The organism is Streptomyces sp. NPDC055025, from assembly GCF_053608565.1.
Map to the genome: position 1 here is coordinate 57382 of NZ_JBSGVS010000014.1, position 25036 is coordinate 82417.

Genomic DNA, 25036 nt, shown 5'->3' on the forward strand with positions numbered 1-25036 from the left:
TCATCGACGATCGGGCGCCGCGCGTCACGTGGTTGAAGTGTCTCCGACGGGGCGGGAACAAGGGCCTGGACAATCCTCGTTCCCGCTGGTCAGAGGCGTTTTCTGCGGAGCTGACCATCTGTCGGACAGTTTGCCTCATGGAGCCCGAGGCTAGTCCGTGGCGGTGGGTTCCGACAGGACGCCCGGGTGCTCACCGGGGACGCCCGGGTGCTTACCGGGGACGCCCGGGTGCTTACCGGGGACCTCCGGCTGTCGTTTGTCGCGCCTTTCCAGCGCCGCGAGGGTCAGGGTCACGGTGACCGATCCGGCCGCGATCAGCGTCATCGCCGTGGCCGGGGACGTCAGTTGGGCCAGCGTGCCCGCGAGGACAGCGCCTACGCCCTGCATGGCGGCCATGCCGGTGGCGTGCAGGCCGAGGGCTTGGCCCGCGAGGTCGTCAGGGGTGAGGGACATCAGGCGTTCCTGGAGGACCAGGCTCGCGGCGAAGCCGACGGAGGCGACGGTGACGGCCACGGCCGACAGCGCGACTCCCGGCCGTAGGACGAAGAACAAATAGGGAACCGCCAGCAGCAGGCGCAGCGGGGTCGCGAGGCGGGGGCGCAACGCGGGCGGTACCAGCCGGCCCACCGCCATGTCACCCGCGAACATGCCCAGCGCCCCGAACGCGTACAGCGTGCCGGCGGCCTCGGGGGCGTACGAGACGTAGAGCGAATCGCTGCCGACGATCAGGCCGTTGGGGATCCACAGGCCCAGGTACGTCAGGCGGCGGGGGCGTGAGGACCACAGGAGGGCGTTGGTACGCCAGGTCGCCGAGAAGGACGGGCGGCCGGTGGAGCGCGGCGGGCGGGCCGTGAGGCCCAGGTGGGTGACGAGGGCCGACATCACGTACAGCGCGGCCGCCAGGAGCAGACAGGTCCGTGGGGACAGGAGCGCCAGCAGTGCGCCGCCCGTCGCGAAACCGGCCATCTGCGTCAGGCCCCAGAGCATGTTGTACACCGAACGGCCCAGGACGTAGCCGTCCTTGGACAGGATCTCGTTCAGCAGCCCCCCGCGCACGCCCCCGCCCAGCGACGCGACCAGGCCCTGCAGGAGTACGACGGCGAAGACCGCCCAGACGGGCAGGCCGGGCAGCGCCAGCACCGCCGTGCCGGCCGCGAAGGCGAGGGCGAGGGCGGACAGGAGGGCGCGCGGGGGCAGACGGTCGGCGCCCGAGAGCAGGAACGCGCCGCCCAGCAACTGCGCCAGCTGCGGGCCGAACATGCTCACCGCCGACAGGAACGGCGAGCCGGTGGCCCGGAAGACCAGCGTGCCGAGGGCCAGGCCGCCGATCGTCTGGGCCGCGGCGAAAGCGGCGAAGGAGAACAGGAACGGGGGGAACTCCGGGGTGCGGAACAGGGTTCGGTAGCTGCGCATGCGTAGGAGTCTCGGAGCGGGCCGGTGGCCTTGTGTACTGTTTCGCCGACATGCGAAAGGTCGTACCCGAAGGTCGTACCCATGGGTTTGTGGCAGATCGGCACCGACACCCTCGCCCGCAGCCGGTTCGTGCTCTCGCCGTTCGCCGAGACCTTCGCGAGCCTGAAGCTGCTGCACGTGGGGACCGGTGCCCATCCGGGCGAGGAGGCCTGGCTGCGCGCGCACCTGTCCGGCTACCGCGCGCGCCTCGCGGCAGACCCGGTGGCCGCGCTGGTCGCGCGGGTGGCACTCGGCACGCCCTGGATCGCCGACTTCTTCTGCCCCACCTCGCGCGAGGGGGAGAGCTTCGAGGAGACCGTGGCCCGGGTGCGGGCGGCCGGACCCGAGGAGGCGCGGGCCAACCTCCGCGTGTGCCTCCGGGGCCCGCTCCCCGCCGCCCTGGAGCGGGACGACCTGCCCGAGCGGGCGACCGCGCTTCTGACGTACGTCTGGGAGGAGACCGTACGGCCGTACTGGGAGCGTCGGCGGCGCGTCCTGGAGGCCGACATGGCCGCGCGGACCGCGCGGGTGAGCCAGGGCGGCTGGGCGGCCGTGCTGGACTCGCTGCAACCGGGGACGCGTTGGCTCGGGGAGAGCCGGTTCCAGGTCAACGTGAACGCGTATCCGCCGCGGAAGGTCGCCGCCGGGGCCGAGCTGCTGTTCATGCCGGTGACGCCGAAGAACGGGTGGGTGTCGTGGGAGGGACGGGAACGGTACGCCGTCGTCTACCCGTGTCTCGGGGTGCTCGCCGAGGACCACGACCGGCGGCCCGCCCCGGCCGGGCTCGGGGCGCTCATCGGGTCCTCGCGGGCGGGATTGCTGATGCTGCTCGGGACTCCCATGAGCACGACCCAGCTGGTCGCCGTGACCGGGCAGGTGCTGGGGTCGGTGGGCAGGCATCTGCGGGTGCTGCTGGACGCGGGGCTGGTGGAGCGGCGGCGGGCCGGGCGGTCGGTGCTGTACGTGCGGACGGCGGCCGGGGAGGTGCTCACGGAGGCGTCCAGAACCGGTACCGGTGACCGGAATCCGGAGCCGGAGCCGTCCCCGGAGCCGGACTCGGGTCGCGGGGAACGTTCAAGCTCGTCGAGGAGACTTCAGTGACCGCTTCACTGTCCGCGACACGTATGCCGTGCGTCCGCTGGTGAGCGGGAAGCGGACGGTGGCGGACAGCTTCGAAGCCGGCTACCTGGAACCGCTGACCCCATGAGCTGCGGTGTCACGCGGCGCATACATGGGCTCGATGGGTCGTGTCCCGGCAGGCGAGTTTTGGACAGCCGGCCTCCATGCCGGGTCGTGCCCACGCCGGGTCGTGCCCGCCATGACCTCCGCCATGACCTCCGTCACGGCGTAGCCTCCGGCGGCCCGTCAGGTGCGGGTCGGTGCCGGTTCCGGCTCGGAGGGATGCGCCGCCGCGTGGCGGGGGAGCAGCAGTGGGGTCGCCAGCAGGAGTACGCCGGCCAGGCCGATGGCCGTACGTGGGCCGAGCAGGGCGCCCAGCACGCCCCAGCCGGCCGTCAGGAGCGCGGTCGAGGCCTTGGTCGTCACCGCCCAGGCGGACAGCGTGCGGGCGACCCGGTCGGTCGCGGTGCGCTTGAGGCGGTAGGTGGCGTGGACGGGGTTGAAGACCCCGCAGCAGAAGATGAGCCCGAACTCCACACCCATGACCAGCAGCAGCCCGCCGGTGCCCGGCCCCAGGAAGGCCAGGCCGACGGGCCAGATCGCGCGCAGCGCCCCGGCCACGACCAGGACCCGGTGCTGCCCGAACCGGGTGACGAGCGGACCGGCCAGCCGCGAACCGAGCAGCCCGCCGATCGAGGGCGCGGCGAAGGCGAGGCCGTACTGCCACGGTGTGAACCCGAGCCGGCCGAGCATCAGGACGGCCAGCAGCGGCGAGGCCGCCATCACCAGGCCGTTGAACAAGGCGGTGTTGAAGAACAGCGGACGCAGCGCCGCGTCGGCGAGGATGTACCGCCAGCCGTCGAGCAGGTCGCCGACCCGTATGCGCGTGGCCTCCCGGCGCTCGGGCCGCGGCTCATGCCCGCCCATCGCGCGGATACCCAGGGCCGAGAGCAGGTAGCTGACCGCGTCGGCCACCACCGTCGCCACCGGACCGAGGAGCCCGATCGCCGCGCCGCCCAGCGGCGGTCCGATGATCGTGGTCGTCCAGGCCGTGGACTCGAACCGGGCGTTGGCGACGAGCAGGTCCTCGGCCGGCAGCAGCGTCTTCAGATACGCGCCGGAGGCGGCGCGGAAGGTGATGTCGGCCGCCGCGACGACGACCGAGACCAGCAGGAGCTGAAGGAAGGTGAGCACGCCGAGCGCGAACGCGGCGGGGATCGTCAGCAGCGCCGCGAACCGCGCCAGGTCCATCGCGATCAGCACGTGCCGCTTGCGGCGGAACTCCACCCACGGGCCGAGCGGCACCGCCACGGCCGCACCCACCGCGGCCCCCACGGAGGAGAGCGCGGCGACCTCGGCCGGTCCGGCGTGCAGCACCTGGATGGCGATCAGCGGGAACGCGCCGAAGGCGAGCCACGTGCCGAGCGCGCTGGTCCCGTACGCGCCCCAGAGCCACCCGAACCGCCGCCCCAGCCGATTCCCGCGCGGCGCTCCCAGCCGATGCCCGAGCAGCTCTCCGAGCCGATGCCCGGACAGATCTCCCAGCTGGTGCCCGCTCTTCATGCCCGCCGCCCCCTCAGCACTCACCCGCACAACCGATCCGCGATCGGAAGCATCAAAGCGAGCACCACACCAGGGGATCAAACAACCGAAGGACCGCCTGGCCACAACCAACGGTTGTACCCATAGGGTTTCGATATGGACCTCGACACCGTCCGGACCTTCGTCGCCGCCGCCGACGCGGGGCAGTTCCGGGAGGCCGCCGCCGAGCTGGCGGTCACACAGCAGGCCGTCTCCAAACGCGTCGCCGCGCTGGAGCGTAACCTCGGTGTGCGGCTGTTCACCCGCACCGCGCGCGGCGCCGAACTCACCATCGACGGGCAGGCGTTCCTGCCCCACGCGCGCGAGCTGCTGCGCGTCGCCGAGCGTGCGGTCGCGTCCGTGCGCGCCGGCCGGCGTCCGCTGCGTGTCGATGTGATCGCCTCGCGCGGCGCGGCGGCGGGACTGCTGCGCGGCTTCCACCGCGCACACCCCGAGATCGACCTCGACGTGGTGATGCTGTTCGACATCGAGACGGCCGTCGCCGCCATCCGCTCCGGTGCGATCGACGCGTCCTTCCGCGCCGTCGCCGTGCCCGGCCGGCCTCTTCCCACGGACATCGAGTCCGTCCGGGTGCTCGACGAGCCGCTCCAGCTCCTCACCGGCCCCGCCCACGCGCTGGCGGGCGCCCGGTCGGTGCCCCTCGCTCAGCTCACCGGGCACCGGATCTGGATGCCCGGCATCGTCCCCGGTACCGAGTGGGCCGCCTACTACGACGACCTCGTCGCCGAGTTCGGCCTCACCATCGAGGCGACCGGCCCCAACTTCGGCTCCGACGCGCTGCTCGACACCATCGCCGACACCCCGGCCCTGGCCACCTTCATGGGCGAGCACACCCGCCTCGTCTGGCCCGCCGGCCACGGCCTGCGCCGCATCCCGGTGACCGGCCCGACCCCCGTCTACCCGCACTCGCTCCTCCGGCACCGCGACAACCCCCACCCAGCGCTGGCCACCCTCCGCGCCCACCTCGCCGCCACAGGGGCCGGCCACGACGCCACCGGGACCTGGGCGCCGGGCTGGGTGATTCCGCGCTGAACGCCGCCGAGGCGTCACCGTAGTTCTCTCGGCTCGTCTCGGGACCAGGAACTACTGTCGCCAGCATGGTCGAACACGATGTCTTCAGTGCCACCCGCGAGGCTTACGACGCCGCTGCCCCCACCTATGCGGAGCTGTTCCGCGACTCGCTGGGTGACAGACCCCTGGACCGCGCGATCCTGGGTGGCTTCGCCGAGGTCGTCAGTGCGAGTGGTGACGGGGACGGACAGGTTGCTGACCTGGGGTGTGGGCCAGGTCATGTCACCGCTCATCTGGACGGGCTGGGGCTGACGGCGTTTGGTGTCGATGCCTCTCCCGCGATGATCGAGCTGGCTCGACAGGCCTACCCGGGCCTGCGGTTCGACGTGGGCTCGATGGCCGCGTTGAACATCGCCGACGGCGAACTGGGCGGCGTACTCTCACGTTGGTCCATCATCCACACTCCGCCGCGAGAACTCCCCGCCATCCTGGCGGAGTTCCACCGTGTGCTGGCACCAGGCGGCCACCTTCTGGTCGGCTTCTCCGCAAGCGCCGGTCCGTCCCATCCGACGCAGGTATTCGATCACGCGGTCGCGCCGGCCTACCGATGGTGGCCTGATCATCTCGCCACGGCACTGCGCGAGTCCGGGTTGGCCGAGGTGGCCCGGATGGTTCGCGAGCCTCAGCCGACGGACCGACGGCAGTTCCAGGAGATTCAGCTGCTCGCCCGTAAAGCCTGGACTGCTCGCCCGTAAAGCCTAGGCAGGGACAGCCTGCCCCATCGATGAGCGCGTCCGACCTGCCGGACGGGGAGTTGTCAGGCTCCGGGCGTCGATTCAGGATCAGGGCTCACCGCCGTTCGAGCTCCGACCTGGTGAGGTGACCCGCGGCCTGGGGGGGGCGACGGCTCCGCACCACGGGAGGCTGTGCGAGGCTTGTGGCGTATGGGGGACACGTCACGGGCAGGGTCGGATTTCCGGACGACGAGTGGCCGGCTACGCGGCAGGCGACCGGTCGACGGCGTCATAGCTGTTCTCGGAATCCCGTACGCCGCTCCGCCTTTCGGCTCCCAACGCTTCCGCAGGCCGCGGTCTGTCGCCGACCCGAGCGCGACGCGTGACTGCGGGAACTTCGGGCCCGTCGCGCCGCAGTCGGCCGTGCTGCCCGGCTCACCGGTGTGGCGCCCCGGGGACGAGGACATTCTCACCGTCAACGTGTGGGTACGGGAGCGACTGGACGGCGGTGGCCCGCTGCCGGTGCTGTTCTGGATCCACGGCGGCGCCTACACTTTCGGCTCCTCCGCGCAGCCCGACTTCGACGGCGCCGCGCTGGCCCGTGCCGGAGTGGTCGTGGTCAGCTGCAATTACCGGGTCGGCTTCGAGGGTTTCGGTCATGTGCCGGGTTTCCCCGACAACCGCGGACTGCTCGACCAGGTGGCCGCTCTGCGCTGGGTCCGGGAGAACATCGCCGTGTTCGGCGGCGATCCCGACAGAGTCACGGTCGCCGGGCACTCCGCCGGAGCGGGATCCGCCGCCTGTCTGATGGCCATGGAAGAGGCGCGCGGGTTGTTCCGGAGGGCCATCACCCACAGCGCGCCCAACGCCTTCTTCACCGTCGAGGTCACCGCGGCGATCGCGTCGAGGATCGCGGCCGAGGCCGGTGTCGCCCCGACGGGCGCCGGGCTGCTCTCCGCCTCGCCGGGGCAACTGGTGGCCGCCTCCGACAAGGTCGCCGGACAGTGTGCGGACGATCCCGTGGTGGCGGTCCAGGCGTACGATCCGGTCATCTTCCAGCCCGTCGTCGGCGGTGATGTGCTGCCCGTGGATCCTCTCCGCGCGCTCGCTGCCGGTGCTTCCCTCGACGTGGACCTCCTGGTGTGCCACACCCTGGAGGAGTACTGGTTCCTGTACGAGATCGGAGGCGTGCGGGAGGTCACCTCGGAGCCGGAACTCGTGAACTTCGTCAAGGCTCTCGGTCTCCCCGCCCGTCTGGCCGCCGGTTACCGTGCGCTGACGCCCGACGCTCCGGTGCTCGACCGATACCTCGCGCTCTTCGGCGACGCGCGGTTCGGCGAGTACGGCAGTCGGCTCGCCGAGTACCACGCGAGAGCCGGCGGACGAGCGTATCTCTCCCGTTTCGCCCGCAGACGCGAGACTCCGGGCGGCGAGGCCAGGCCCTGGCACACCGCCGACATACCGTTCGCGTTCGGCAACCTGGACGCGGAGGGCGCCGCCTTCCTCATCGGTGGCACCCCCGACGGCATTCCCGATGGCATCCCCGACGAGCAGGACCGCGCGCTGTCCCGCCGAATGCTTCGCGCATGGGCCGACTTCGCGGCCTGCGGCGATCCGGGATGGCCTCCGGTCACCGCTGATGCCACCACGGTGAGGGTCTGGGCCGTTCCGGGCGACTACGTGGCCGACGACGGTACCTCCGACGTACGCGCGCTGTGGCGAGGAATCCCATTCGGCCTCCCGCGGCGGTGAACGCCTGACGTCGCTGTCCGATGGACGTGCTCAGGATCGGGCGGGCTCAGTGGAAGGCGGTGGCGTTCTCCGAGGCCCATTGCCGAAACGTCCTGGCCGGGGCACCGATGATCTGGGGAACAGTGTCGCGCACCGTGAGCAGCTCGCTGTTGACGTCGCCTCCCGTCAGGTCGAGCACCGCGTCCGCGGCTTCGTCGCCCAGGAAGACGGCCATCCGACGATGGGCTTCCTGGCGGCTGATCTCGGCGAACGGCACTTCTCGCCCCAGTACCGTCGCGATGGTCTCGATTTGCCGCCGGGCCGTGATCCGCTCCGGACCGGTCAGCGCATATGTCCGCCCTTCGTGACCGGACTCGGTCAGTGCCACCCGGGCCACCGACGCGATGTCCGCGGGGTGGATCGTGGGGAGGCCGATGTCCGCATAGGGCACGCGGACCGTTTCGTGCTCGCGGATCGTTCCCGCCCACCACAGGGCGTTCGAGGCGAACTGCGTCGGCCGCAGGATCGTCCACGTCATGCCGCTCTCCTTGAGCAGTTGCTCGACAGTCAGGTTCTCGTCGGCGGGGCCCAGATGCGGATGGCTCTGGACCGCAATGGACGAGACCAGCACAACGTGCTTCACGCCCGCCCGCCGGGCCGCCTCGATGATCTCGGCGTCCGAACCGATGCGGGACACAAGAAACAGTGAGCGGACCCCCTCCAACGCGGGCTTCAGCGACGCTGTGTCAGCGAAGTCACCCGCAACGGCTTCGACCCCTTGCGGGAACGCGGCCCGTGCGATGTCACGGGTGAGACCCCTCAACGGTCCGGCGCCGAACGCCTGGAGCTCTCGCGAGAGGGCACTTCCGATATTTCCGGTGGCTCCGGTCACGAGGATCAAGAGGTCTTCTCCTGTCATCGGGCGGTGATCAACACGCCGTGACGTTAAGACCTCAATCAGGCTTCAGGTCAAGCCGGATCGGTGGGTGTCGAGTTCGGTGAAGGACTTGGTGTGGGGCCAGGCGCAAGCTGATCCCGTGGGCGCGGCCCCATTGCTGCCCGGCCCGACCACCCGTCGGCCGTACGGAGTCACAATCCTGATCATTGAAGATCAAGTTGAAAAAGTTAAGTTTCGCGCGTTGTGGTCTTAAGAAAATCAAGATACAAATGAATGGCGAGCACATCACCGAGAGCAAGGGAGCCGAGCGTGGACTGGCAGGAACTGACGGATCTGACGCGCGGACAGCCGTTCGTGGTCGAGCGGGTCCGCCTCGCGGGCGGCGACGTCGCGATCGAGGGCCGGTTCGAGCCGCCGCAGTTGGCTCAGCTCGGCGTCGACGACCAGGTGTTCGTTGCCGCGTTCGTACGGTCGCACGGTTCGATCAAGGAGATGGAGCGGATCTTCGGGGTGAGCTACCCGACGGTCAAGTCCCGGCTGAACCGGATCGCCGGGCAACTCGACTTCGTCGACACCGACCCGGCACCCACCGGCGCCGCCGCCGTCGTCGACCGCCTGCGGCGCGGGGAGATCAGCGCCCAGGAGGCGCTGGCCGAGCTGGAGGGGTTCCGGTGATCCCGCAGCTGGTGACGGTACGCCACCGCCGCGCCGACGGCCGCCGACGGTGGCTGTACCTCCCGGTCCTGCCGGTGGTGCTGGTGCTGTCGCCGCTGCTGCTGCTCGCCGTGCTGGGCGGAGTGGCCGTATGCCTCGCCACCCGGGTCAGCCCGGTGGGCGCGCTGCGCGGTGCGGGGCAGGTGCTGTGGGCGCTGCCCGGCACCCGGTTCGAGTTCGAACAGGGCCGTACGGCCGTGCTGGTCAGTGTCAGATGAATCAGAGCCGTCAGGCGAATCAGAGCCGTCGGGTGAATCAGAGCCGTCGGACGCGTCAGGGCAAGGAGAACCCATGAACGAGCAGCGCCGCCAGATCCTGCGGATGCTGGCCGAGGGCAAGATCACCGCGGACGAGGCCGAGCGGCTGATCGACGCCCTCGAACGAGTACAGCCCGAGTCTCCGCACGGACCGGGACCCGCGTCCCGCCCGAAATCCCGACCCAAGTACCTGCGCGTGGTGATGAACGCGGCGGACGACTCCGGCGGCGACGGGCGGTTCCGGCTCAACATCCGCGTCCCACTGCAACTGCTGCGCGCCGGGGTCCGGCTCACGACCCTCGTCCCTCCGCAGGCGCTCACCAAGATCAACGCGGAGCTGGACAAGGCAGGGGTCCCGATCGACCTCAACGAGCTCAAGCCGCAGCATCTGGAGGAGCTCATCGAGCACCTCGACGACCTCGCCATCGACATGGACGACCCCGAGAACCAGATGCGGGTGTACTGCGAGTGACATCACCACGGCCCATCGGGTCCAGGGCCTGCGGTCCACGTGCGGGTCCTGGGGAAGTCGTACAAGACGCCCGACACGACCAGGGGGGAACGCATGACGAAGAACAGCACTTCCTCGACCGAATCGACGTGGACCGGCATGGTGCCGGTTGACGATACGGCCCTGGCGGTCACCGACACCGGCGGTCCCGGTGTCCCGGTGGTCCACCTCAACGGCCAGTTCGCCACTCAGGGGTACTGGCGGCGGGTCATCGCCGAACTGGGCACGGGTGGCGGCACATCACCTACGACGAGCGGGCCCGCGGCAAGAAGTCGAAGCGCTCGGCGGACTATTCCTTCGACGCGGCCGTCCGGGACGTCGACGCCGTTCTCGCGGTCAGGGGTGTGGGCCGGGCGCTGGTGGTGGGCTGGTCCTACGGGGCGTTCGTCGGAGCACACTGGGCCGGCCGGAATCCGGACCGTACCGTGGGCGCGGTCCTGACCGCCACCGCCGAAACCCCTGCCTGACGAACAGCATGTCCGGACCCATCGACACCACGGAGATGTATCTCCGCACCGTCCTGGAGCGCGAGGAGGAAGGCGTGGTCCTCCTGCGCGTTCGCATCGCCGAGCGACTGGACCAGAGCGGCCCGCAGCTGATGTACACCCTGCGGCGTGCCGGGGTGCGGCCCGGCGCGGTAGTGAGTGTGACGTCGTCGCCCGGCGGTGTGATGGTCGGCAGCGGCGGGGAGGCCGCCGAACTCCCCACGCAGACCGCCGCGCACGTCTTCGTGTCCAAGCTCCAGGCGTTGAGCACCGAGCACCGAGCACCGAGCACTCAGTCCAGCCGGGCGTCGGCCCGCTGCCGTGGCCCGTGCGGTTACGGGGGTGGCCCTCGACCACGATCGTGGCCGAGGGCCACCCCCATTGATTCAGAGGATTACCGGCTCGTACGGATCCAGCGCGACCGACACCAGCCGTGCAATCCCATCAGACTGGTGCCACGGGAGCGCGGTCGGCGCCGCTGTCGCTCTCATCGGACGGAATTGCCGCCTCGGCCGCGCCTCGGCCACGTTCGCTTCCGCGCCCGTAGGCCGCACCCCTGAAAGGTCGTGGGGTACGTGTTCTCGCCTGGTGCGTTCCGACGTCACGCGGGGGTTCCACCACCGTACGCACCGCGTCAGCCATGCAGTGCCCCACGACTTCGGCGCACCCCAAGACAAGGAGGCACCACGTGAACTTCCTGAGGAACGTCGGACGGGCGACGAAGGCGGCCGGTGCGGCGGTCACCACGGCCCTGGCTCTGGCCCTGGGCCTGACCATCGCCGCGCCGGCCCAGGCCGACCCGCCGACCGGGACTTACCCCCCGATCGTCGGGGTGTGCGCGGACAGGATCACGCCCGTGCTCGATGCCCTCGGCCAGGGGAACTTCGCCTGCTACGGGTCGAGCGGTTCGCCGATCATCAAGCTCCGTCCCGTCAACTGCCAGATCGCCCGCCCGAACGGGTCCTCGGCCGGCATCGACGCGCTGCGCAGGGACATCGACACCAAAGCGGGCTGCCTGGACTTCGCCGGGGTCACCCGCGGGCCCCTCGACACCTCCACACAGGATCTGAGCTGGATCCAGTTCGGCGTGGAGGGGGTGACCGCGGCCGTCCGCGGCGACAGCCCGCTCAGAGGTCAGCCCTTCACGCTGACGGCGCTTCGGCAGATCTACACGTGCCAGACCACCCAGGTTGCCGGCATCAGGGTGAACCCGCTGCTGCCGCAGCCGGGCTCCGCCACCCGGAGCGAGTGGCTCTCGATGCTGGGTATCAGCGAGGCCCAACTCGGCGCCTGTGTCGGCGGCTCCGTCCCCGAGAACAACGGCACGGTGCTGACCGCCGCCGGTCACATCGTGCCGTTCTCGATCTCCAGCTACATCGCCCAGATGAACGGCGTGCAACCGGACACCCGCGGCAGAGTCGTGCTCGTGCCGGTGGACGGCGTGGCGCCCATCACCGGTCAGGGCACGCTCAACACCGACTTCCCCTACATCCATCCGGTCTACGTCGTCGTCGAGACCGCACGCCTCGTGAATACAAACATCAACGCCGCCTTCGTCGGGGCGAGTTCGCAGCTCTGCCGCAACCCCGCCCTCACCGCGTTCTACGGTTTCGGGGCGCTGAGCAACTGCGGTACGGTCGCGGCGACCGGCAAGCGCTGATCGGCTAGGTCCTGTCCGGCGGAGCTTCGTGGATCAGCCCGGGGCGGCTGGTGGAGGGGGTACCTCCCGTGCCGTTCAGGCTACGGGGGAGCATCGCAAGGCGGAGGATCGGCGTCGTCGATGGACCGGACGTACTTGGACGGCTCCGACAACGCGGCGAGGTGCCGTGCCAGGCGTTCCGGGCCCACGAAGACCTCCCGCTGCCGACCCGGTCCGCCGGGAACCGGCCGGTGTCCGGTCCCGGCGGCCCGGCCCGGCGGCCCGGCCCGGAGAGGGCGTGAGCCGCTACCGCCTTCAGTACGCGATGGGCGACGACACGGACGGCTTCGGGAACTTCCCGCGTACAGGCCCGCCGAATCTCTATCCGGCCCGCAAGAGCGGACCCCGGGCGCTCGCCGACAGCCCTCCCGGCCTCGCCGTAGCCCTCTTCCCCACAGCCCGAGGCCGGTCACACCGAGCCGCGCCTGCGGGAACGAACCCAGTGCCCGCCCCGGAGTGGTTCACCTTCCGCGTTCCCCAGCGCTGTCCCGCCGGGGAGCGCTGCGCAGCGCTCCCCGGCCTTGCCTGGCCGGCCCGGCGATGCGAACCGGCGGGAGTGGGCGGGTGATGCCTCCTGTGAGCGGCTGTACCCCAACTTATTGGGATGGAGAGCCCGTTTGACCTTTGCCAGCCTGGTCCGGGGCCGCCGGTGCGGAGAGCCAATCGCTCCGCGGCCCGCCAACTCTCCCGACTCCTTGGAGGAGCCATGTCCAGCAGCCTCGGCCGACGCGTACTACTCGGCGCGGTCAGCCTGATACTCGCCGTCCCGCTCGGACTCGGAGCGTCGCTCACGGCGAGCGCCGCCGAAGCGCCTGTCCGAGCGAAGACGGTCGCGGAACTCAGTGCCGTCGAAGCGCCTGTCCATGCGAAGACGGCCGCGGTGGCCGACCGGCCGGAACTCAACGGCTACCGCATCAAGTCGGTCACCGGCGCCACCATCTACGTCGTCATCGATGGCAAGCGCCGGGCGATCCCCAGCGGGCCCACGTACTTCAACCTGTTCAACTCCTACGCGGGCGTGCAGCATGTGATCGACATCGAGAGCATCACCGACGGCGGCCCCCTCTCGGAGGGCGCCATCCTGGCCACGTCCCCGTCCTCGGACACGATCTGGCTGATCACGGACGGCCTCAAGAGAGGGATCACCGGCCGCGCGTTCGAGAAGTACGCCTTCGATTGGGGCAAGGTTGTCACCCTGAGTGACATCGTGCTCAACTCCATTCCTCAAGGGTCGAACATCGACGTCTGATCCCGCCCAGGGCCGCGCACCGTCCGGTGCGCGGCCCACGGTCCTTGGATGCTGGTTCTGAGGGCGCATTCACCGCTGAGGGAGAATGAGGGCATGGAACTGCATGGGGACAAGGTCGTGCTGCGGACGATGACGGATGGCGATTCCGAAGTCCTCGACAGGATCGTAAGAGAACCGGAAGTCGCGGCGTGGTGGCCGCCTCTGGACGACTATGAGGGCATGCTGGCCGTCGTTTTCGGGGGTGAGGTCATCGGAGCTGTCCAGTTCGACGAAGAGACCGACCCCGAGTTCCGCCGTGCCGGGATCGACATCTTCCTGACGGCAAGTCATCACGGGAAGGGGCTTGGCGCCGACACCGTGCGCACGCTGGCCCGGTGGCTGGTGCAGGAACGCGGCCATCACCGGCTGACCATCGATCCCGCCGCGGCCAACACCGCTGCAATCCGCAGCTACAGCAAGGTCGGGTTCAAACCCGTAGGGATCATGCGAGCGTACTGGCGCGACCATCGGACCGGCGTTTGGCAGGACGGGTTGCTGATGGACCTGCTCGCAGACGAGCTGACCTGACGCGGTCGCCTGAGCCGGTGCACTGGCTGTCGGCGAGGGTGAACAACCCGTTCTGGCACGGCAGATCGCCCGGGAGGCCGGCTGTCGGCTGACAGGTGACAGGTGACGGCCGGGATGGACGCCGAGCGGCTCGGAGTGGCGCTGCCGCGCTGGGGCCGTGGACACCTGGACTTACGAGTCCGGGGTGCGCGGGTCGAATGGCGAGCGCTGCGCCGTGTGCGAGGAAGTCGTCGCCGACAAGTTCACGGCTCGCCAGCGCGGGTTCATCCGCCCGGAGCAGGGCCTGTGCCCCGAGCACCCAGTGGTTCGTTGACACGGAGGCCGGGGGTTCCAGCGCTTCGAAGGCACCGCGGGGAACCCACCCCGGCCGAGGGACGGACCGCGACCATCGACCTCAAGAGGCCTGCTCCGCCCACGAGTTCGGGGTCTGGTTCCTGCGGCGCCGACAGTGGGGCCCTCGGGGCCCCTATCTCTTTGGTCAAGCCGTGTGGGCGCCTGAGGGGTCCTCGGTGGAAGATTTAGTCGTTGTCGGCTCCGGCGTATCCGTAGGTCCAGCCTGCGGCAGTATCGGGGGCATGGACGGCTGTGTAGATGTGCCAGGCAGCAGGGTTTCCGGGTGTCTGCCCCAGGCCGCCGCGAGCACGAAGGCGTGCGGGTGGAAGTCCGTCCTGATCGAGCTGGACGATTTTGGTCCGTCCGTTGAATGGGCCGCCGGTCACCTTGATGCCGACGGTGCTGTTGATTACCTCGCCGGCGAGCCAGCGGTGGATGAGTTTCATGTGCGTGGATTCCTCGGCCCCCATCTCCGAAGCTGATCACGCACCTGTCCGCAGGACAAGAAGATCTCAAGTCGCCGTGGCGGGACGGGACTCGTAGAGGGTTCCGTCGCGGAGCGTCGCGAAGAGGACGTCCGCCCGCCGTCTTGCGAGGCAGAGCAGGGCCTGAGTGTGGTGCTTCCCCTGGGCGGTCTTCTTGTCGTCGTAGGTCCGGGATGCCGGGTCGCCCAGGGCCGCGAACGCGGAGAGAAAGAAAGCCCGCTTGAGCTGCTTGTCACCTCGTTGGGAAGGCTGTTCACCGCGGATCGGAAGCCGACGATCATCTCCAGCTCGGCGATCGTCTCGTCCTCGCCGTCGGTCGTCCGCAGCGTGTGCGGCATCGCTCGGGCCGCGTCCGCGATGATGAACGCGTCCTTCGCGTCCGTCTTGGCCTCCCCCGGGTAGAGGCAGGCGATCCGCCGCGTCGTCAGCCTGTTAGGTAGGCGACCGGGCAGCTCATGTCCCGGGCCGCCGCCAGCGGCAGGGCACCGATCGAGGCCGGCTGGTCGACGACGACCAGCACCGTTCCGTGCTTGGACTGGAGTTTCGCGAAGAGCTCGCGGAGCCTGGGTTCGGTGTTGGGCAGGCGCTTGTCGAAGGCCTTCTCGCCGACCGGGGTGACGGCGGTGGCGTGGTGTTCGCCCTTGGCGACGTCCAGGCCGAGGAGACGTCGATCTCGCCGGTGTCGATCACGTGCGAGCCCCTCCGCTCACGCTCTCGTCCGGCCTTGCCAGGGCACCGAGCTGCCGCATCCACGTTACGGAGAGCTCTTCCGGCTCGGGTGAAGCCGGTGCTCAAGCCCCTCATTAGCGGTCCGTCGATGCCTCCGGACCTGACGCCCCCCCGGATCATCAACAACAGGGGGGAAGTCATGCCGGACCCGAAGGCCGGAGGCCTCGTTGCGGGCCACGAAGAAGGTAGAAGAGGGTAACGGGGGGCACAGATGACGGAACAGCACCGCGGACGACGGAGGTCAACGCCGTGGCAGCGCCTACGCGACCGCGCTGTCACCCACCGCCTTCTTCACGAGGGCGCTGAGGGTCTTCTCATGGGTGGCGGTCAGCTTCGTCACAGCGAAGACGGTCGGCCACATGGTGCCGTCGTCGAGCATCGCCGAGTCGCTGAAGCCGATCGTCAGATACCGCGTCTTGAACTTCGCCGCGCACTGGATGAAGCAGACGACCTTGCCGTCCTTGGCGTACGCGGGCATCCCGTACCAGAGCTTCGGGGAGAGCTCGGGCGCGCCGGCCTTGACCAGGGCATGGAGTCGCTCGGCGATGGCGCGATCGGCGTCCGGCATCTCGGCGATCTTCTCGAGCACGGCGGCTTCCGCGTCCACCTTGCCGCGTGGTCCGCGGCGCGCGTTCGCCTTGAGCTCCTGCGCGTGCTCCTTCATCGCCGCGCGTTCCTCTTCGCTGAAGCCCTCATAGGCACGGCCGCCCTTGCCCGTGGTGGCCTTCTGGGGGTCCTTCATCGGAGGTGCCTTTCTGTGCGATCCGCTGGGTACGACCTTTATGTTAGGAAACAGCCGTAACAAAGGCTTCTTCAAAACTGATCGATCGCGTTGCCGCGTCACGGGCGGCCACTCGCCAGGAAAGGAGCAGGCTTGACGGCTCTGCGTCACGACCGACGTGGGTGTCTGCCGGACGCTGTCCAGTCTCGTGAGCATCGCCCCCCAGACAAAAACGAGTACCTCCCGTCGAGCTGAACATCTGCTGTCGAGTCTCGGTTCTGGCCCGAGTTCTGTGACTGGTGACGCTGTGTCATGGCTCAAAGTCAAAGAGCGGGATGGTGGGTGGCGGTGGGGCAAGTACCACGCGAAGGCGATTGAGCAGTGCGCGCCATCGTCTCTCGTCATCTGGGTCGACCCAGTTCGAGGCCGGCCCGGACTCGTCGCTGACAATGCGTGCGAGGGCCTCTTCACCGAGTGTCCGAAGATCGGTGGGGAAGGTCGGCATTGGTGTTTGAGGTCCGTAGGGCATGTCGACAGGGTCGCCGTCCGGGCATTGCGCCGCGATCAATGCGGCGGCGGCCACCGCCTCTTCCGCCTCCACGAGGTAGCCAGTGGCGTCGACGGTGCGGGTGAGGACACCTCGGATCAGGGCTTCGCGTTCCTCGGGCTCGGCGTCGTCGAGAGCGTCGGCGAAATCCGCGGCTGTGTCGTTGTCGAAGGGGCCGGTGTCCCAGGTGCCCATGTTGATCTCCTTGCGTAGGTTCGCCGGGATCCTCGCATCAGCCACTGACAAGAGGGGTACGGGACGCAGTGGCAGGAGTGACCGCGCCGACAGTCCGGGGTTGCGAAAGAGGTCTTGCTCCGGTTGGAGGATTTGTTGGGAAGCGTCGTACTCCAGCTACGAGTCCGCGGACGACTTCTACCCCCGGCTCGCCGCCGCCCCGGCGCTGCGCGAGATCGTTAACCTGCCTGCCGAATTGGTCCGACTGCACTTCGACGAGGGACTGCCCCTGCGCGCTGTCACCGACGTCTTGAACGCCGACAGCATCCCGGCACTCGTGTCGCGCTCCAACTGCCCTGCGCCGACTGGCCGCCGCCGGACCGCGGAACCGGGTGGCTGCTAGGGCCTCTCGTTTGGATCTTGCTGGGCTCGCGTGCCCTGGCACCGCGCCTCGCCGCGTTGTCGTCGGTCGCCTACGCTCCGCGTGGACTCCCTCCTCCGCCTTGCGATCCACGGCACCACGCGGACACCAGCCACTGCCGCGGCGGGCGCTCCCTGATCCAGCCAGATCCAAACGAAAGACCCTAGGCCGTGTCCGCAAAGTGTGTCGGTCGTGGCGGTTGGATCTGCGATGATGTCCGATTCGACCGCCGCGTGCGTGGGTGCGGTGGCCGGGCCCGGCGTGCCGGCGCGTGATGATGACGCCGGCCTTGGCGGCAGGCCTCATCGCGCTGGGCGATGAGCACTCGTGGGTGTGCCGCTGTTCTCGGCGGCCGCAAGGAAGCGGTGCAGGTGCGGAGTCTGCATGCCCGACGCGAACGGGGCGATGTCACAGGGCGCTGTGCGCGTCCTGTGCCGGATGCGGCACTCCATCGCCTGGCTGTGGCGGTGGCGGACCGTATCGTCGTGTGCGGCTCAGGCTGGTTCGGCCGGTTCGGGGATGTCTGCGGCGTCCTGACCAGCAACAAGACCCGTTATCGTGCGTTGCGCATCCCGAGGATGTATGTCGCGGTAAGCGCAACGGCACGGTCTTCGTCGTGTGACAGATCCGCGAGAGCACGTGACGCGGTGATTCCCGGGATATCCGCGAGCGCCTGTGCCAGCCGTCGACGCGCAGACGATCCAACGGCGCCGTGGGCGAGGCAGTCGACGAGCCTGGCAGCGATCTGATCCGCGAGCGCGGGACGACTCGCCAGCGCGCTCAGCGCATCGGCCGCGTCGACGTCATTCGTCTCCTCGACGACCATGTCGATGAGTGTCGGGACGGCGTCGGCCACTCCGCGTGCCCCGAGCGCCAGAGCCGCGTACCTGCGGACCACAAGGTCGGGGTTCGCGAGGGCGTTCCGCAGCAGCGCGGTCGCCTCATCGTCCGGAATCTCAGCGATGGACTGAACGGCACGTTTCCGCACCTCGGGTACTGGTGAGCCGAGGCCCTCCGCCAGCAGTGCCCATCCGCCGTCGCCCGATCGCGCCAAGGCCCATCGAAGCGCTCCGGCGACATTCGGGTCCGTCTCGCTCAGCGCTGCCTCGACCAGTGCTTCCACCGGCACCGGAACTTCTTCGACCGAGGACAAGGCCGCGCGCTGGCGCTTCCCGGCGTTCGTTGACCCCAACGCCTGGAGGAGCGCGGCGATCTGGAGGACGTCCTCCCAGCCGGCGGGTTCCGCGGCACCGATCCGACGGAGTCGAGTGAGCAACTCCGTCTCACGTGCGATGCGTTCCCGCGTCTGACGGATGAGGTCGCCGACGAGTTCCGAGGGCGTGAAGCCGGGATCATCGAGCGCGCGCCCGACTTCACGCAGCGACAGCCCCAATGACCTCAGGCTCTCGATATGGAAGATCCGTTGGATGTCCTCGCTGGAGTAGTCACGGTAGCCGGCGTCGGTACGACCCGTCGGCCGCACCAGGCCGAGCGAGTCGTAATGCCTGAGCATGCGGGCGCTGACCCCGGACCGTCGTGCCACATCACCGATCAACACGGCCTGTCACCCCTCCTGGTTGGTTCTGCCAAGGGCTACGACACGCTTCGCCTCCTCGATCGCGAACTCGAATCCGGCATCCGGGTCGCGCAACAGCCGTTCCGTGGCGATCGCGTGCGCGCGAACGCGAGGGTCGAGATCCGCCATCGCAGCGTGCAGAGTTGGCAGAATCACCTCACCGAGCGCGATCAGCGCCCGGCTGAGGCTCAGCTGTGTCTCACGTTCGCCGCGTCCGAGCTGTGCCGACAACACCGCGGCCAACTCGGGCTCTTCACCTCCGGGTACGAGCACGACCGCTGCCCGCCAAGCGCTCCGCGCCACCTCATCGTCGGCGTCGGACAGAAGCGCCCGTGTGATCGCCGGCCATGCTCGCCGATCCCCGATCTTGGACAGTGTGTGCAACGCCTGGCTTCGTGCCTGCGCACGCTCGGAGCGGACTTCATCGAGAAGTTCCGGGACCGTCATCGCTGCGGAGTGGCGGGTGAGCGCCCACGTGAGCATTTCGCGCACATAGAACTCAGGTTCGGTCGCGCATCGCTCGATGAGCTTGCCGATGAACCGCGGATCAGGGGTCGTGCCGACCGCCAGCGCTGCCCGCAGCCGCACTGACGAGCGGCTGTCCTCCATCCCCTGGAGAGCTCGAATCGTATTCGTGTCCTGTTTCGGCAGGGTCATCAGGACCACCTCCTTGACACAGTGAAGACCTTGTCAGTGTGTCAAGGTCAAGCGGGTTCACCTGCGGGACAACCGCTTCGCGCGCTCCACAGCCCGCTTCGCGTCCCTGCCGAGGCCGCCCTTGCCGCCGCACGCCCTGCCGCCGCACACCTCTGCGCCGCATGCCGCGGCCGACCGCGAAGCTACCGCAGATACTCACGCGCCCCGGCGCCAAGCACATTCAGCAGAGCCAGTGCCTCGGCGCCGGGGGATCCTGGCGGCGCGCTGTAGAGCACGACGTGCTGGTCGCGGTCCGTGAGCGTGAGCGAGTCGCAGTCGACGGTGATCTCCCCGACGACCGGGTGACGGAAAGTCTTCGTGAGCACCGGCGCGGCCTGCACGTCGTGCCGCTCCCAGAGCCGGGCGAACTCGGGGCTGGCGTCGCGGAGTTCGTCGACGAGGCCGGTCACCGCGGGGTCGGACGGGTATCGGGCGCGGGTTGACCTGAGCCGCATGACGACGTGGTGCCGGAATTCAGCGGCGTCGGAGACCCCGTACAACGTCGCATCGGCGGCGCCCGCCGACCCGAGGAATGCCCGACGCGCGAGATTGCGGTCCTCCGGAGCGAGCTCGGCGAAGTCCTCCATGAGCGCGGCCGCGAGATCGTTCCACGCGAGCACCTCGAACGCGGCGGACACCACGAAGGCGGCCGTCTGCGGCAGCCGCTCAAGAAGCGCGAGGATGCTCGGGCGGACGTCGCGCCGGTGCAGTCCCGTACGGCTGGGCGCGGTGCCCGCGAGGACGTGGAGATGATCGGACTCGGCGTCCGTGAGCCGCAGCGCGCCCGCGATCCCCGCGAGGACCTCGCCCGACGGCCGTGGCGCCCTGCCCTGCTCGAGCCGGACGTAGTACTCCGTGGAGATGTGGCCCAGGACCGCCACCTCCTCGCGGCGAAGACCAGGTGTCCGGCGTCGCGAGCCCGAGGGGAGGCCGACGTCCTCCGGCCGGAGCCGCTCGCGACGGCTACGGAGGAACGCACCGAGCTCCTGCTTGTCCATACCCCCAGTCTGCACGCCGCGCGGCGACGGATCCTGGTACCGCCTGTGCCTGCATCCGGCCTCGGGCCCCGCTGACACTGTCGTCATGACGAACAACACCGACACGACAAACAACACCGACATCGCACCCATCGGCCTGCTCACCGGCAAGGTTGTGTTGATCACCGGCGCCAGCCGGGGCATCGGGGCGGCCGCGGCCCGGCTCTTCGCCTCCGAGGGCGCCGCCGTCGTGCTCGCCGCGCGCAGCACCGACGCCCTCCAGCGGATCGTCACCGAGATCCGCGCCGACGACGGCGTCGCCGACGCCGTCACCCTGGACCTCGCCGACCGTGCGAGCATCCGCGCGGCGGTCGACCGTGTCGAGGAACTGCACGGACGGCTCGACGGCGCCTTCAACAACGGCGCGGCGATCCAGCAGCCCGGCCCGCTCGACAACACGAGCGACGAGGACGTCGACGAGCAGTTCACGGTGAACTTCCGCTCGCACTGGACCGCCATGACCGCCGAGGCCGCGCTCATGCGCCGGGGCGGCGGTGGAGCGATCGTCAATACCTCAAGCATCGGCAGCCGCCGCGCGAACCCGGAACTCCCCGCGTACGGCGCCATGAAGCGCGCGCTCAACAGCATCACCGAGACCGCGGCCGTGACCTGGGGCCGGCAGGGCATCCGGGTGAACGGCATCACCCCCGGCGGCACCGCGACGGAGATGATCGACGCGTGGGAGGCGGCGACCCCCGGTGTCGTCGAGCGCATCAACGCGAGCATCCCGCTCGGCCGCATGGCCCAGCCCCGCGAGGTCGCCGAAGTGGCCGCGTGGCTGCTGAGCGACCGAGCGTCGATGGTGACCGGCGCGATCGTGCCGGTCGACGGCGGCGCCGGAGCCTGAAAATCGACGGCGGCGCCGGGACCTGGAGGGGAAAGCCTGGGCGAGCCGGTCTTCGCTCCGATGTGCCTCGCTCCGATGCTTCTCGCCGGCCGGCCCGGTCGGCCTGGCCGGCCCGGTCCGGCCGGTCAGCCCCGCGCGGCCGTCGGGAGCGGGGTGCTGCCTCGCGCGTACAGGCGGCCCCGGCGCCCGGCGTGGCGCAGGAAGAGGGCCGTGAGGATCAGGCAGACCAGGATCGCGACCACGCCCGCTTCCGGGCCGAACGAGCCGCCGGTGATCGCCTCCGGGCCGCTGACCGTTGCTTCCAGCAGACTGCCGAGGCCGGCCGCGGAGCCGGAGACGGTGGTGCCGAAGATGCCGCCCACCGCCATGTTCCACCCCAGGTGCAGGCCGATCGGCAGCCACAGGGTGCGCGTCGCCGCGTAGGCCGCGGCGAGGAGCAGGCCGCCCTCGATACCGATGGCGAAAGCGCCCCAGACCGTGGCTTGCGGGTTCACCAGGTGTACGAGACCGAAGATCAGCCCTGACGCGGCCATCGCGCCCCAGGTACCCGCGTGCTCCTCCAGGAAGCGGAACACAACGCCCCGGAAGATGAGTTCCTCCGTGACGGCCACGCAGCACATGAGTCCCAGCGTTGTCAGCGCGCCGCCGAACGATCCCCAGCCGACCACGTGGTAGCTGCCGGTCATCGCGATGACGCTGATCGTCACGGTGAAGGCGCCAAGGCCTGTCAGCGCGCCCTGCCGCACTCCGGACCGTGCGTCCGCCACCCGCAGCTCGTGCGGATCGCGGTCCTCCAGACGCCGTACCAGCCAGCGGTAGAGGCCGATGCCCAGCGCGGCCGTCAGCACACCGAACAGCAGACCTGTCACCGGTGTCGCGTCGGCGACGCTGTTGACCAGCCCGGCGAGGACGCTGAACACCGCCAGGGCGACGATCACCACTACGGGCCGGCCCCACGGAGACCGCGCCCACCGGCGCGCACCCGCCGTCTTTGGTCCCTCACGTCGTGCGGGTGCGGAGTCGTCCCCTGCCGACGGCTGTTGATCCTTGTTCCGCGGTGTCACGGTGTCCTCCTCGTGGCCCGGTGCGACCGCACCGGTGTCCGGTGCCGGAAAGGTAGGCGCCGGAGGCACAGTGGATCGTCACCGCCGAGTGGACACTTCCCGAGGGCGGCTGTCCCCCGTCGGAGCCACACCCCCTGCGAGCTCCGTGAGATGTCCTCTTACGGGGGACACCGGGACCCCTGGCACATGGATACGCTCCGCACGACGCACGATCCCGAAGCCCGCGAGGACGTAGTGAGAATCGACAGGCCGCCGCCCCGCCCGCGGGCCGTCACCCGCGTTTCCCACCTGCTGCTGACCGTGGCCGAGCGCTGCCGCCGCCTGGCGGTCTGGTGGCGCACGCGGCCGTCGGCCACACGCGACCTTGAGTCCGCGGTGGTGATGGCCGTGCTGTCGTTCGCGGCGCCGCTCGACAGCGTCGGGGCCCAGTTCGGCGACCTGCCCGTCCGGCAGGCCGATGCCCCGAGTGTTCTGCTGACCCTGGGACAGACCCTCCCGCTCGCCCTGCGCAGCAGGGCGCCGGCCATCTGTCTGGCGCTGGTGGGCCTCTGTTTCACGACCCATCAGGCGTGTGCCTATCCGTCGAACGTCGGCAGCCTGGGACTGTATGCCGCGCTGTACTCCGTGGGCGCCCACCAGGATCGGTGGCGGCTGCTGCTGCCGGTGCCGGCCTTGGCGGCGTATGTGGTCTTCGCGCTCGTCCTGTGGCGGCTGGGCTCCCCGGCGGACTTCGTCGACTACGCCGTCTACTTCCTGGCGCTCGCCGTGTTCTGGGGGGTGGGTGCGTTCGTGCGGGGGCGTCGCGCGGACGAGGCGGAGCGGCGACGGCTCGCCGCACAGGCGGCCACCGCCGAGGAACGTGCGCGCCTGGCGCGGGAGTTGCACGACGTGGTGACCCACCATGTGACAGCGATGGTCGTCCAGGCCGATGCCGCACAGTTCCTCTCCGCCTCACCCGATTCCTCCGACCGGCTGGCCGAGGGCCTGACCGCGATCAGCGGCACGGGCCGCCGTGCCCTGGCGGAACTGCGTTATCTGCTCGGCGTGTTGGAGGCCACCGGTGAGTCGGCTCCGAGTGAACGGGCCCCGGCGCACGGGAGGTTGTCCGACCTGGTCGAGCAGACCCGGCTGGCGGGGCAGCCGGTCGAATTCGTCGAGGACGGCGAACGGGCTCCCCTGGACATCGGTACCGAACTCGCGGTGTACCGCGTCGTACAGGAGTCGCTCACCAACGCGGTGAAGTACGCCGCCGGACGGCCCACGCTGGTCCGCGTCCACTACGGTCACCATCACATGGATATCGCGATCACCACCGAGGGACCGTGCGGCGGCGCCGCCGGGGCCGCGCCACGGCCGGTCGGCGACCATGCGCGGGTCGCCGACCATGTGCCGGGCGGCGGCCACGTGGCGGGCGGCCGAGGGCTGGGTGGGCTGCGCGAGCGGGTGGACATGCTCGGTGGCCGGTTCACGGCGGAGTCCCGGCCCGACGGCGGGTTCGCCGTCGGAGCCCGTATACCCACCGGGGGTTCCGTATGAGCACCCCGCCCACCCCGCCCACCCCGGAGGGACCTGCCGGACCTGCCGGGACGGACGTTCCGCCGGCTCCCCTCCGGGTACTGGTCTGCGAGGACCAGGCACTCGTACGGACCGGCTACGTCACGATCTTCTCCGCCCAGCCCGACATCACGGTCGTGGGCGAGGCCGCGGACGGACGTGCGGCGATCGAGGCGGCCGAGGCGTTGCGGCCCGATGTCGTCGTGATGGACATCCGCATGCCCCTGCTCGACGGCATCGAGGCCACCCGCCACCTCGCCGGACCGGAGTCCGCCCACCGTACGAAGATCCTCGTGGTCACGACCTTCAACGTGGACGAGTATGTCTACGAGGCCCTGCGCGCCGGTGCCAGCGGCTTCCTGCTCAAGGACGCGCCACCGAGGGAACTGGTCGAGGGCATCCGTACCGTCGCGCGCGGAGAGGCCCTGCTCGCGCCGGCTGTCACCCGCACCCTCATCGGTACGTATGCCGACCGGGTGCGTCCCTCCGCCCCGGCCGTTTCGCCCGACCGGGAGCGGCTCAAGGTGCTCAGCCCGCGTGAACACGAAGTGCTGCGGTTGATCAGCCGAGGGCTCTCGAACGCGGAGATCGCGGCCGAGCTGGTGCTCAGCGGCGAGACGGTGAAGACCTATGTCTCGCGCATTCTCACCAAGCTCGGTCTGCGCGACCGCGTCCAGGCCGTCGTCCTCGCTTACCGCGCGGGCGTCGCCGACAGGAGCGGCGGGAGCGGCAGGAGTGGCGGGAGCGCGTGACGACCGGGGCGTGGGGGGCGAACGCGTATCCGACCCATCGGCTGAACACCGTCTCCCGGCGCTTCGGCCCC

Annotated in this window: 24 protein-coding genes and 2 pseudogenes; 15 read left to right on the plus strand and 11 right to left on the minus strand. The window is 69.9% G+C overall.

Annotated elements, in window-relative coordinates; all coding sequences use genetic code 11:
• Positions 1 to 150: 150 nt before the first annotated feature.
• On the minus strand, positions 151 to 1413 hold the full coding sequence (locus tag ACWGDX_RS11425; protein WP_453624480.1) for an MFS transporter: 1263 nt from the start codon (positions 1411 to 1413) through the stop codon (positions 151 to 153).
• Positions 1414 to 1494: 81 nt separating this feature from the next.
• On the opposite strand from ACWGDX_RS11425, the gene ACWGDX_RS11430 reads away from it, so the two are divergent.
• On the plus strand, positions 1495 to 2553 hold the full coding sequence (locus ACWGDX_RS11430; RefSeq protein WP_453624482.1) for a helix-turn-helix domain-containing protein: 1059 nt from the start codon (positions 1495 to 1497) through the stop codon (positions 2551 to 2553).
• A gap of 264 nt (positions 2554 to 2817) precedes the next feature.
• Here the strand turns inward: ACWGDX_RS11430 and ACWGDX_RS11435 are convergent, their stop codons facing one another.
• On the minus strand, positions 2818 to 4134 hold the full coding sequence (locus tag ACWGDX_RS11435; protein WP_453624484.1) for an MFS transporter: 1317 nt from the start codon (positions 4132 to 4134) through the stop codon (positions 2818 to 2820).
• A 135-nt stretch (positions 4135 to 4269) separates the two neighbouring features.
• Here ACWGDX_RS11435 and ACWGDX_RS11440 point away from each other — a divergent pair, with 135 nt between their 5' ends.
• From ACWGDX_RS11440 to ACWGDX_RS11450, 3 genes are all read left to right on the plus strand, one after another.
• The gene (locus ACWGDX_RS11440) at positions 4270 to 5205 is read left to right on the plus strand and encodes a LysR family transcriptional regulator (RefSeq protein ID WP_453624486.1); all 936 of its coding nucleotides are present in this window, start codon (positions 4270 to 4272) and stop codon (positions 5203 to 5205) included.
• 65 nt (positions 5206 to 5270) lie between these two features.
• The gene (locus ACWGDX_RS11445) at positions 5271 to 5939 is read left to right on the plus strand and encodes a class I SAM-dependent methyltransferase (RefSeq protein ID WP_453624488.1); all 669 of its coding nucleotides are present in this window, start codon (positions 5271 to 5273) and stop codon (positions 5937 to 5939) included.
• Between the two features lie 189 nt (positions 5940 to 6128).
• Positions 6129 to 7670: a carboxylesterase/lipase family protein gene (locus tag ACWGDX_RS11450; RefSeq protein ID WP_453624490.1), complete on the plus strand. Its 1542-nt coding sequence runs from the start codon at positions 6129 to 6131 to the stop codon at positions 7668 to 7670.
• Positions 7671 to 7716: 46 nt separating this feature from the next.
• On the opposite strand, the gene ACWGDX_RS11455 is transcribed toward ACWGDX_RS11450, so the two are convergent.
• The gene (locus ACWGDX_RS11455; RefSeq protein WP_453624492.1) at positions 7717 to 8550 is read right to left on the minus strand and encodes an NAD(P)H-binding protein; all 834 of its coding nucleotides are present in this window, start codon (positions 8548 to 8550) and stop codon (positions 7717 to 7719) included.
• Positions 8551 to 8856: 306 nt separating this feature from the next.
• On the opposite strand from ACWGDX_RS11455, the gene ACWGDX_RS11460 reads away from it, so the two are divergent.
• The 8 genes and pseudogenes from ACWGDX_RS11460 (at position 8857) to aac(6') (ending at position 14029) form a co-directional block, all read left to right on the plus strand.
• Positions 8857 to 9222: a DUF2089 domain-containing protein gene (locus ACWGDX_RS11460; protein WP_453624494.1), complete on the plus strand. Its 366-nt coding sequence runs from the start codon at positions 8857 to 8859 to the stop codon at positions 9220 to 9222.
• Positions 9219 to 9479 carry a hypothetical protein gene (locus ACWGDX_RS11465; RefSeq protein WP_453624496.1) on the plus strand — a complete coding sequence of 87 codons (261 nt, stop codon included), beginning with the start codon at positions 9219 to 9221 and terminating at the stop codon, positions 9477 to 9479. The genes ACWGDX_RS11460 and ACWGDX_RS11465 overlap by 4 nt, the downstream gene beginning before the upstream one ends.
• A gap of 73 nt (positions 9480 to 9552) precedes the next feature.
• On the plus strand, positions 9553 to 9990 hold the full coding sequence (locus ACWGDX_RS11470; RefSeq protein ID WP_453624498.1) for an SHOCT-like domain-containing protein: 438 nt from the start codon (positions 9553 to 9555) through the stop codon (positions 9988 to 9990).
• A 278-nt stretch (positions 9991 to 10268) separates the two neighbouring features.
• Entirely contained in the window at positions 10269 to 10496 is a 228-nt protein-coding gene (locus ACWGDX_RS11475) for an alpha/beta fold hydrolase (RefSeq protein WP_453624601.1), read from the plus strand.
• A gap of 119 nt (positions 10497 to 10615) precedes the next feature.
• Positions 10616 to 10768, plus strand: a pseudogene (locus ACWGDX_RS11480) (ferrous iron transport protein A); the annotation flags it as partial.
• Positions 10769 to 11202: 434 nt separating this feature from the next.
• Entirely contained in the window at positions 11203 to 12174 is a 972-nt protein-coding gene (locus tag ACWGDX_RS11485) for a hypothetical protein (protein ID WP_453624499.1), read from the plus strand.
• A gap of 745 nt (positions 12175 to 12919) precedes the next feature.
• Positions 12920 to 13462, plus strand: a complete 543-nt coding sequence (locus ACWGDX_RS11490; protein WP_453624501.1) for a hypothetical protein — start codon at positions 12920 to 12922, stop codon at positions 13460 to 13462.
• A 93-nt stretch (positions 13463 to 13555) separates the two neighbouring features.
• Positions 13556 to 14029 (plus strand): aminoglycoside 6'-N-acetyltransferase, encoded by a 474-nt coding sequence (gene aac(6') / locus ACWGDX_RS11495; RefSeq protein ID WP_453624503.1) that lies wholly within the window; start codon positions 13556 to 13558, stop codon positions 14027 to 14029.
• Between the two features lie 518 nt (positions 14030 to 14547).
• Here the strand turns inward: aac(6') and ACWGDX_RS11500 are convergent.
• The 7 genes and pseudogenes from ACWGDX_RS11500 to ACWGDX_RS11530 all read right to left on the minus strand — a co-directional run bounded on the left by ACWGDX_RS11500 (position 14548) and on the right by ACWGDX_RS11530 (position 20709).
• Positions 14548 to 14808: a hypothetical protein gene (locus tag ACWGDX_RS11500; protein WP_453624505.1), complete on the minus strand. Its 261-nt coding sequence runs from the start codon at positions 14806 to 14808 to the stop codon at positions 14548 to 14550.
• Between the two features lie 66 nt (positions 14809 to 14874).
• A pseudogene (locus tag ACWGDX_RS11505) lies at positions 14875 to 15537 on the minus strand (IS110 family transposase).
• A 298-nt stretch (positions 15538 to 15835) separates the two neighbouring features.
• Entirely contained in the window at positions 15836 to 16318 is a 483-nt protein-coding gene (locus tag ACWGDX_RS11510; protein ID WP_453624507.1) for an iron chaperone, read from the minus strand.
• Positions 16319 to 16607: 289 nt separating this feature from the next.
• On the minus strand, positions 16608 to 17039 hold the full coding sequence (locus ACWGDX_RS11515) for a DUF4259 domain-containing protein (protein ID WP_453624508.1): 432 nt from the start codon (positions 17037 to 17039) through the stop codon (positions 16608 to 16610).
• 953 nt (positions 17040 to 17992) lie between these two features.
• Positions 17993 to 18997 (minus strand): HEAT repeat domain-containing protein, encoded by a 1005-nt coding sequence (locus ACWGDX_RS11520; RefSeq protein WP_453624509.1) that lies wholly within the window; start codon positions 18995 to 18997, stop codon positions 17993 to 17995.
• A 6-nt stretch (positions 18998 to 19003) separates the two neighbouring features.
• Positions 19004 to 19672, minus strand: a complete 669-nt coding sequence (locus tag ACWGDX_RS11525; RefSeq protein WP_453624511.1) for a HEAT repeat domain-containing protein — start codon at positions 19670 to 19672, stop codon at positions 19004 to 19006.
• Positions 19673 to 19854: 182 nt separating this feature from the next.
• Entirely contained in the window at positions 19855 to 20709 is an 855-nt protein-coding gene (locus ACWGDX_RS11530) for a helix-turn-helix transcriptional regulator (RefSeq protein ID WP_453624513.1), read from the minus strand.
• 85 nt (positions 20710 to 20794) lie between these two features.
• On the opposite strand from ACWGDX_RS11530, the gene ACWGDX_RS11535 reads away from it, so the two are divergent.
• Positions 20795 to 21595 carry an SDR family NAD(P)-dependent oxidoreductase gene (locus tag ACWGDX_RS11535; protein ID WP_453624515.1) on the plus strand — a complete coding sequence of 267 codons (801 nt, stop codon included), beginning with the start codon at positions 20795 to 20797 and terminating at the stop codon, positions 21593 to 21595.
• A gap of 125 nt (positions 21596 to 21720) precedes the next feature.
• Here the strand turns inward: ACWGDX_RS11535 and ACWGDX_RS11540 are convergent, their stop codons facing one another.
• Complete coding sequence (locus ACWGDX_RS11540) at positions 21721 to 22536, minus strand: CPBP family intramembrane glutamic endopeptidase (protein WP_453624517.1); 816 nt, start codon at positions 22534 to 22536, stop codon at positions 21721 to 21723.
• 309 nt (positions 22537 to 22845) lie between these two features.
• Between ACWGDX_RS11540 and ACWGDX_RS11545 the strand changes: the two genes are divergently transcribed.
• Positions 22846 to 24195: a sensor histidine kinase gene (locus ACWGDX_RS11545; RefSeq protein WP_453624519.1), complete on the plus strand. Its 1350-nt coding sequence runs from the start codon at positions 22846 to 22848 to the stop codon at positions 24193 to 24195.
• Positions 24192 to 24965, plus strand: coding sequence for a response regulator (locus ACWGDX_RS11550; RefSeq protein WP_453624521.1), 774 nt, complete (start codon positions 24192 to 24194; stop codon positions 24963 to 24965). The genes ACWGDX_RS11545 and ACWGDX_RS11550 overlap by 4 nt, the downstream gene beginning before the upstream one ends.
• Positions 24966 to 25036 lie beyond the last annotated feature (71 nt).

Excerpts from the sequence above, each read along its gene's own strand:
- ACWGDX_RS11470 (WP_453624498.1), top strand. The coding sequence starts at position 9,553 with ATGAACGAGCAGCGCCGCCAGATCCTGCGGATGCTGGCCGAGGGCAAG.
- ACWGDX_RS11450 (WP_453624490.1), top strand. The coding sequence starts at position 6,129 with ATGGGGGACACGTCACGGGCAGGGTCGGATTTCCGGACGACGAGTGGC.
- ACWGDX_RS11430 (WP_453624482.1), top strand. The coding sequence starts at position 1,495 with ATGGGTTTGTGGCAGATCGGCACCGACACCCTCGCCCGCAGCCGGTTC.
- ACWGDX_RS11440 (WP_453624486.1), top strand. The coding sequence starts at position 4,270 with ATGGACCTCGACACCGTCCGGACCTTCGTCGCCGCCGCCGACGCGGGG.
- ACWGDX_RS11525 (WP_453624511.1), bottom strand. The coding sequence starts at position 19,672 with ATGACCCTGCCGAAACAGGACACGAATACGATTCGAGCTCTCCAGGGG.
- ACWGDX_RS11545 (WP_453624519.1), top strand. The coding sequence starts at position 22,846 with ATGGATACGCTCCGCACGACGCACGATCCCGAAGCCCGCGAGGACGTA.
- ACWGDX_RS11435 (WP_453624484.1), bottom strand. The coding sequence starts at position 4,134 with ATGAAGAGCGGGCACCAGCTGGGAGATCTGTCCGGGCATCGGCTCGGA.
- ACWGDX_RS11445 (WP_453624488.1), top strand. The coding sequence starts at position 5,271 with ATGGTCGAACACGATGTCTTCAGTGCCACCCGCGAGGCTTACGACGCC.
- ACWGDX_RS11535 (WP_453624515.1), top strand. The coding sequence starts at position 20,795 with ATGACGAACAACACCGACACGACAAACAACACCGACATCGCACCCATC.
- ACWGDX_RS11490 (WP_453624501.1), top strand. The coding sequence starts at position 12,920 with ATGTCCAGCAGCCTCGGCCGACGCGTACTACTCGGCGCGGTCAGCCTG.
- ACWGDX_RS11510 (WP_453624507.1), bottom strand. The coding sequence starts at position 16,318 with ATGAAGGACCCCCAGAAGGCCACCACGGGCAAGGGCGGCCGTGCCTAT.
- ACWGDX_RS11530 (WP_453624513.1), bottom strand. The coding sequence starts at position 20,709 with ATGGACAAGCAGGAGCTCGGTGCGTTCCTCCGTAGCCGTCGCGAGCGG.
- ACWGDX_RS11500 (WP_453624505.1), bottom strand. The coding sequence starts at position 14,808 with ATGAAACTCATCCACCGCTGGCTCGCCGGCGAGGTAATCAACAGCACC.
- ACWGDX_RS11425 (WP_453624480.1), bottom strand. The coding sequence starts at position 1,413 with ATGCGCAGCTACCGAACCCTGTTCCGCACCCCGGAGTTCCCCCCGTTC.
- ACWGDX_RS11550 (WP_453624521.1), top strand. The coding sequence starts at position 24,192 with ATGAGCACCCCGCCCACCCCGCCCACCCCGGAGGGACCTGCCGGACCT.
- ACWGDX_RS11515 (WP_453624508.1), bottom strand. The coding sequence starts at position 17,039 with ATGGGCACCTGGGACACCGGCCCCTTCGACAACGACACAGCCGCGGAT.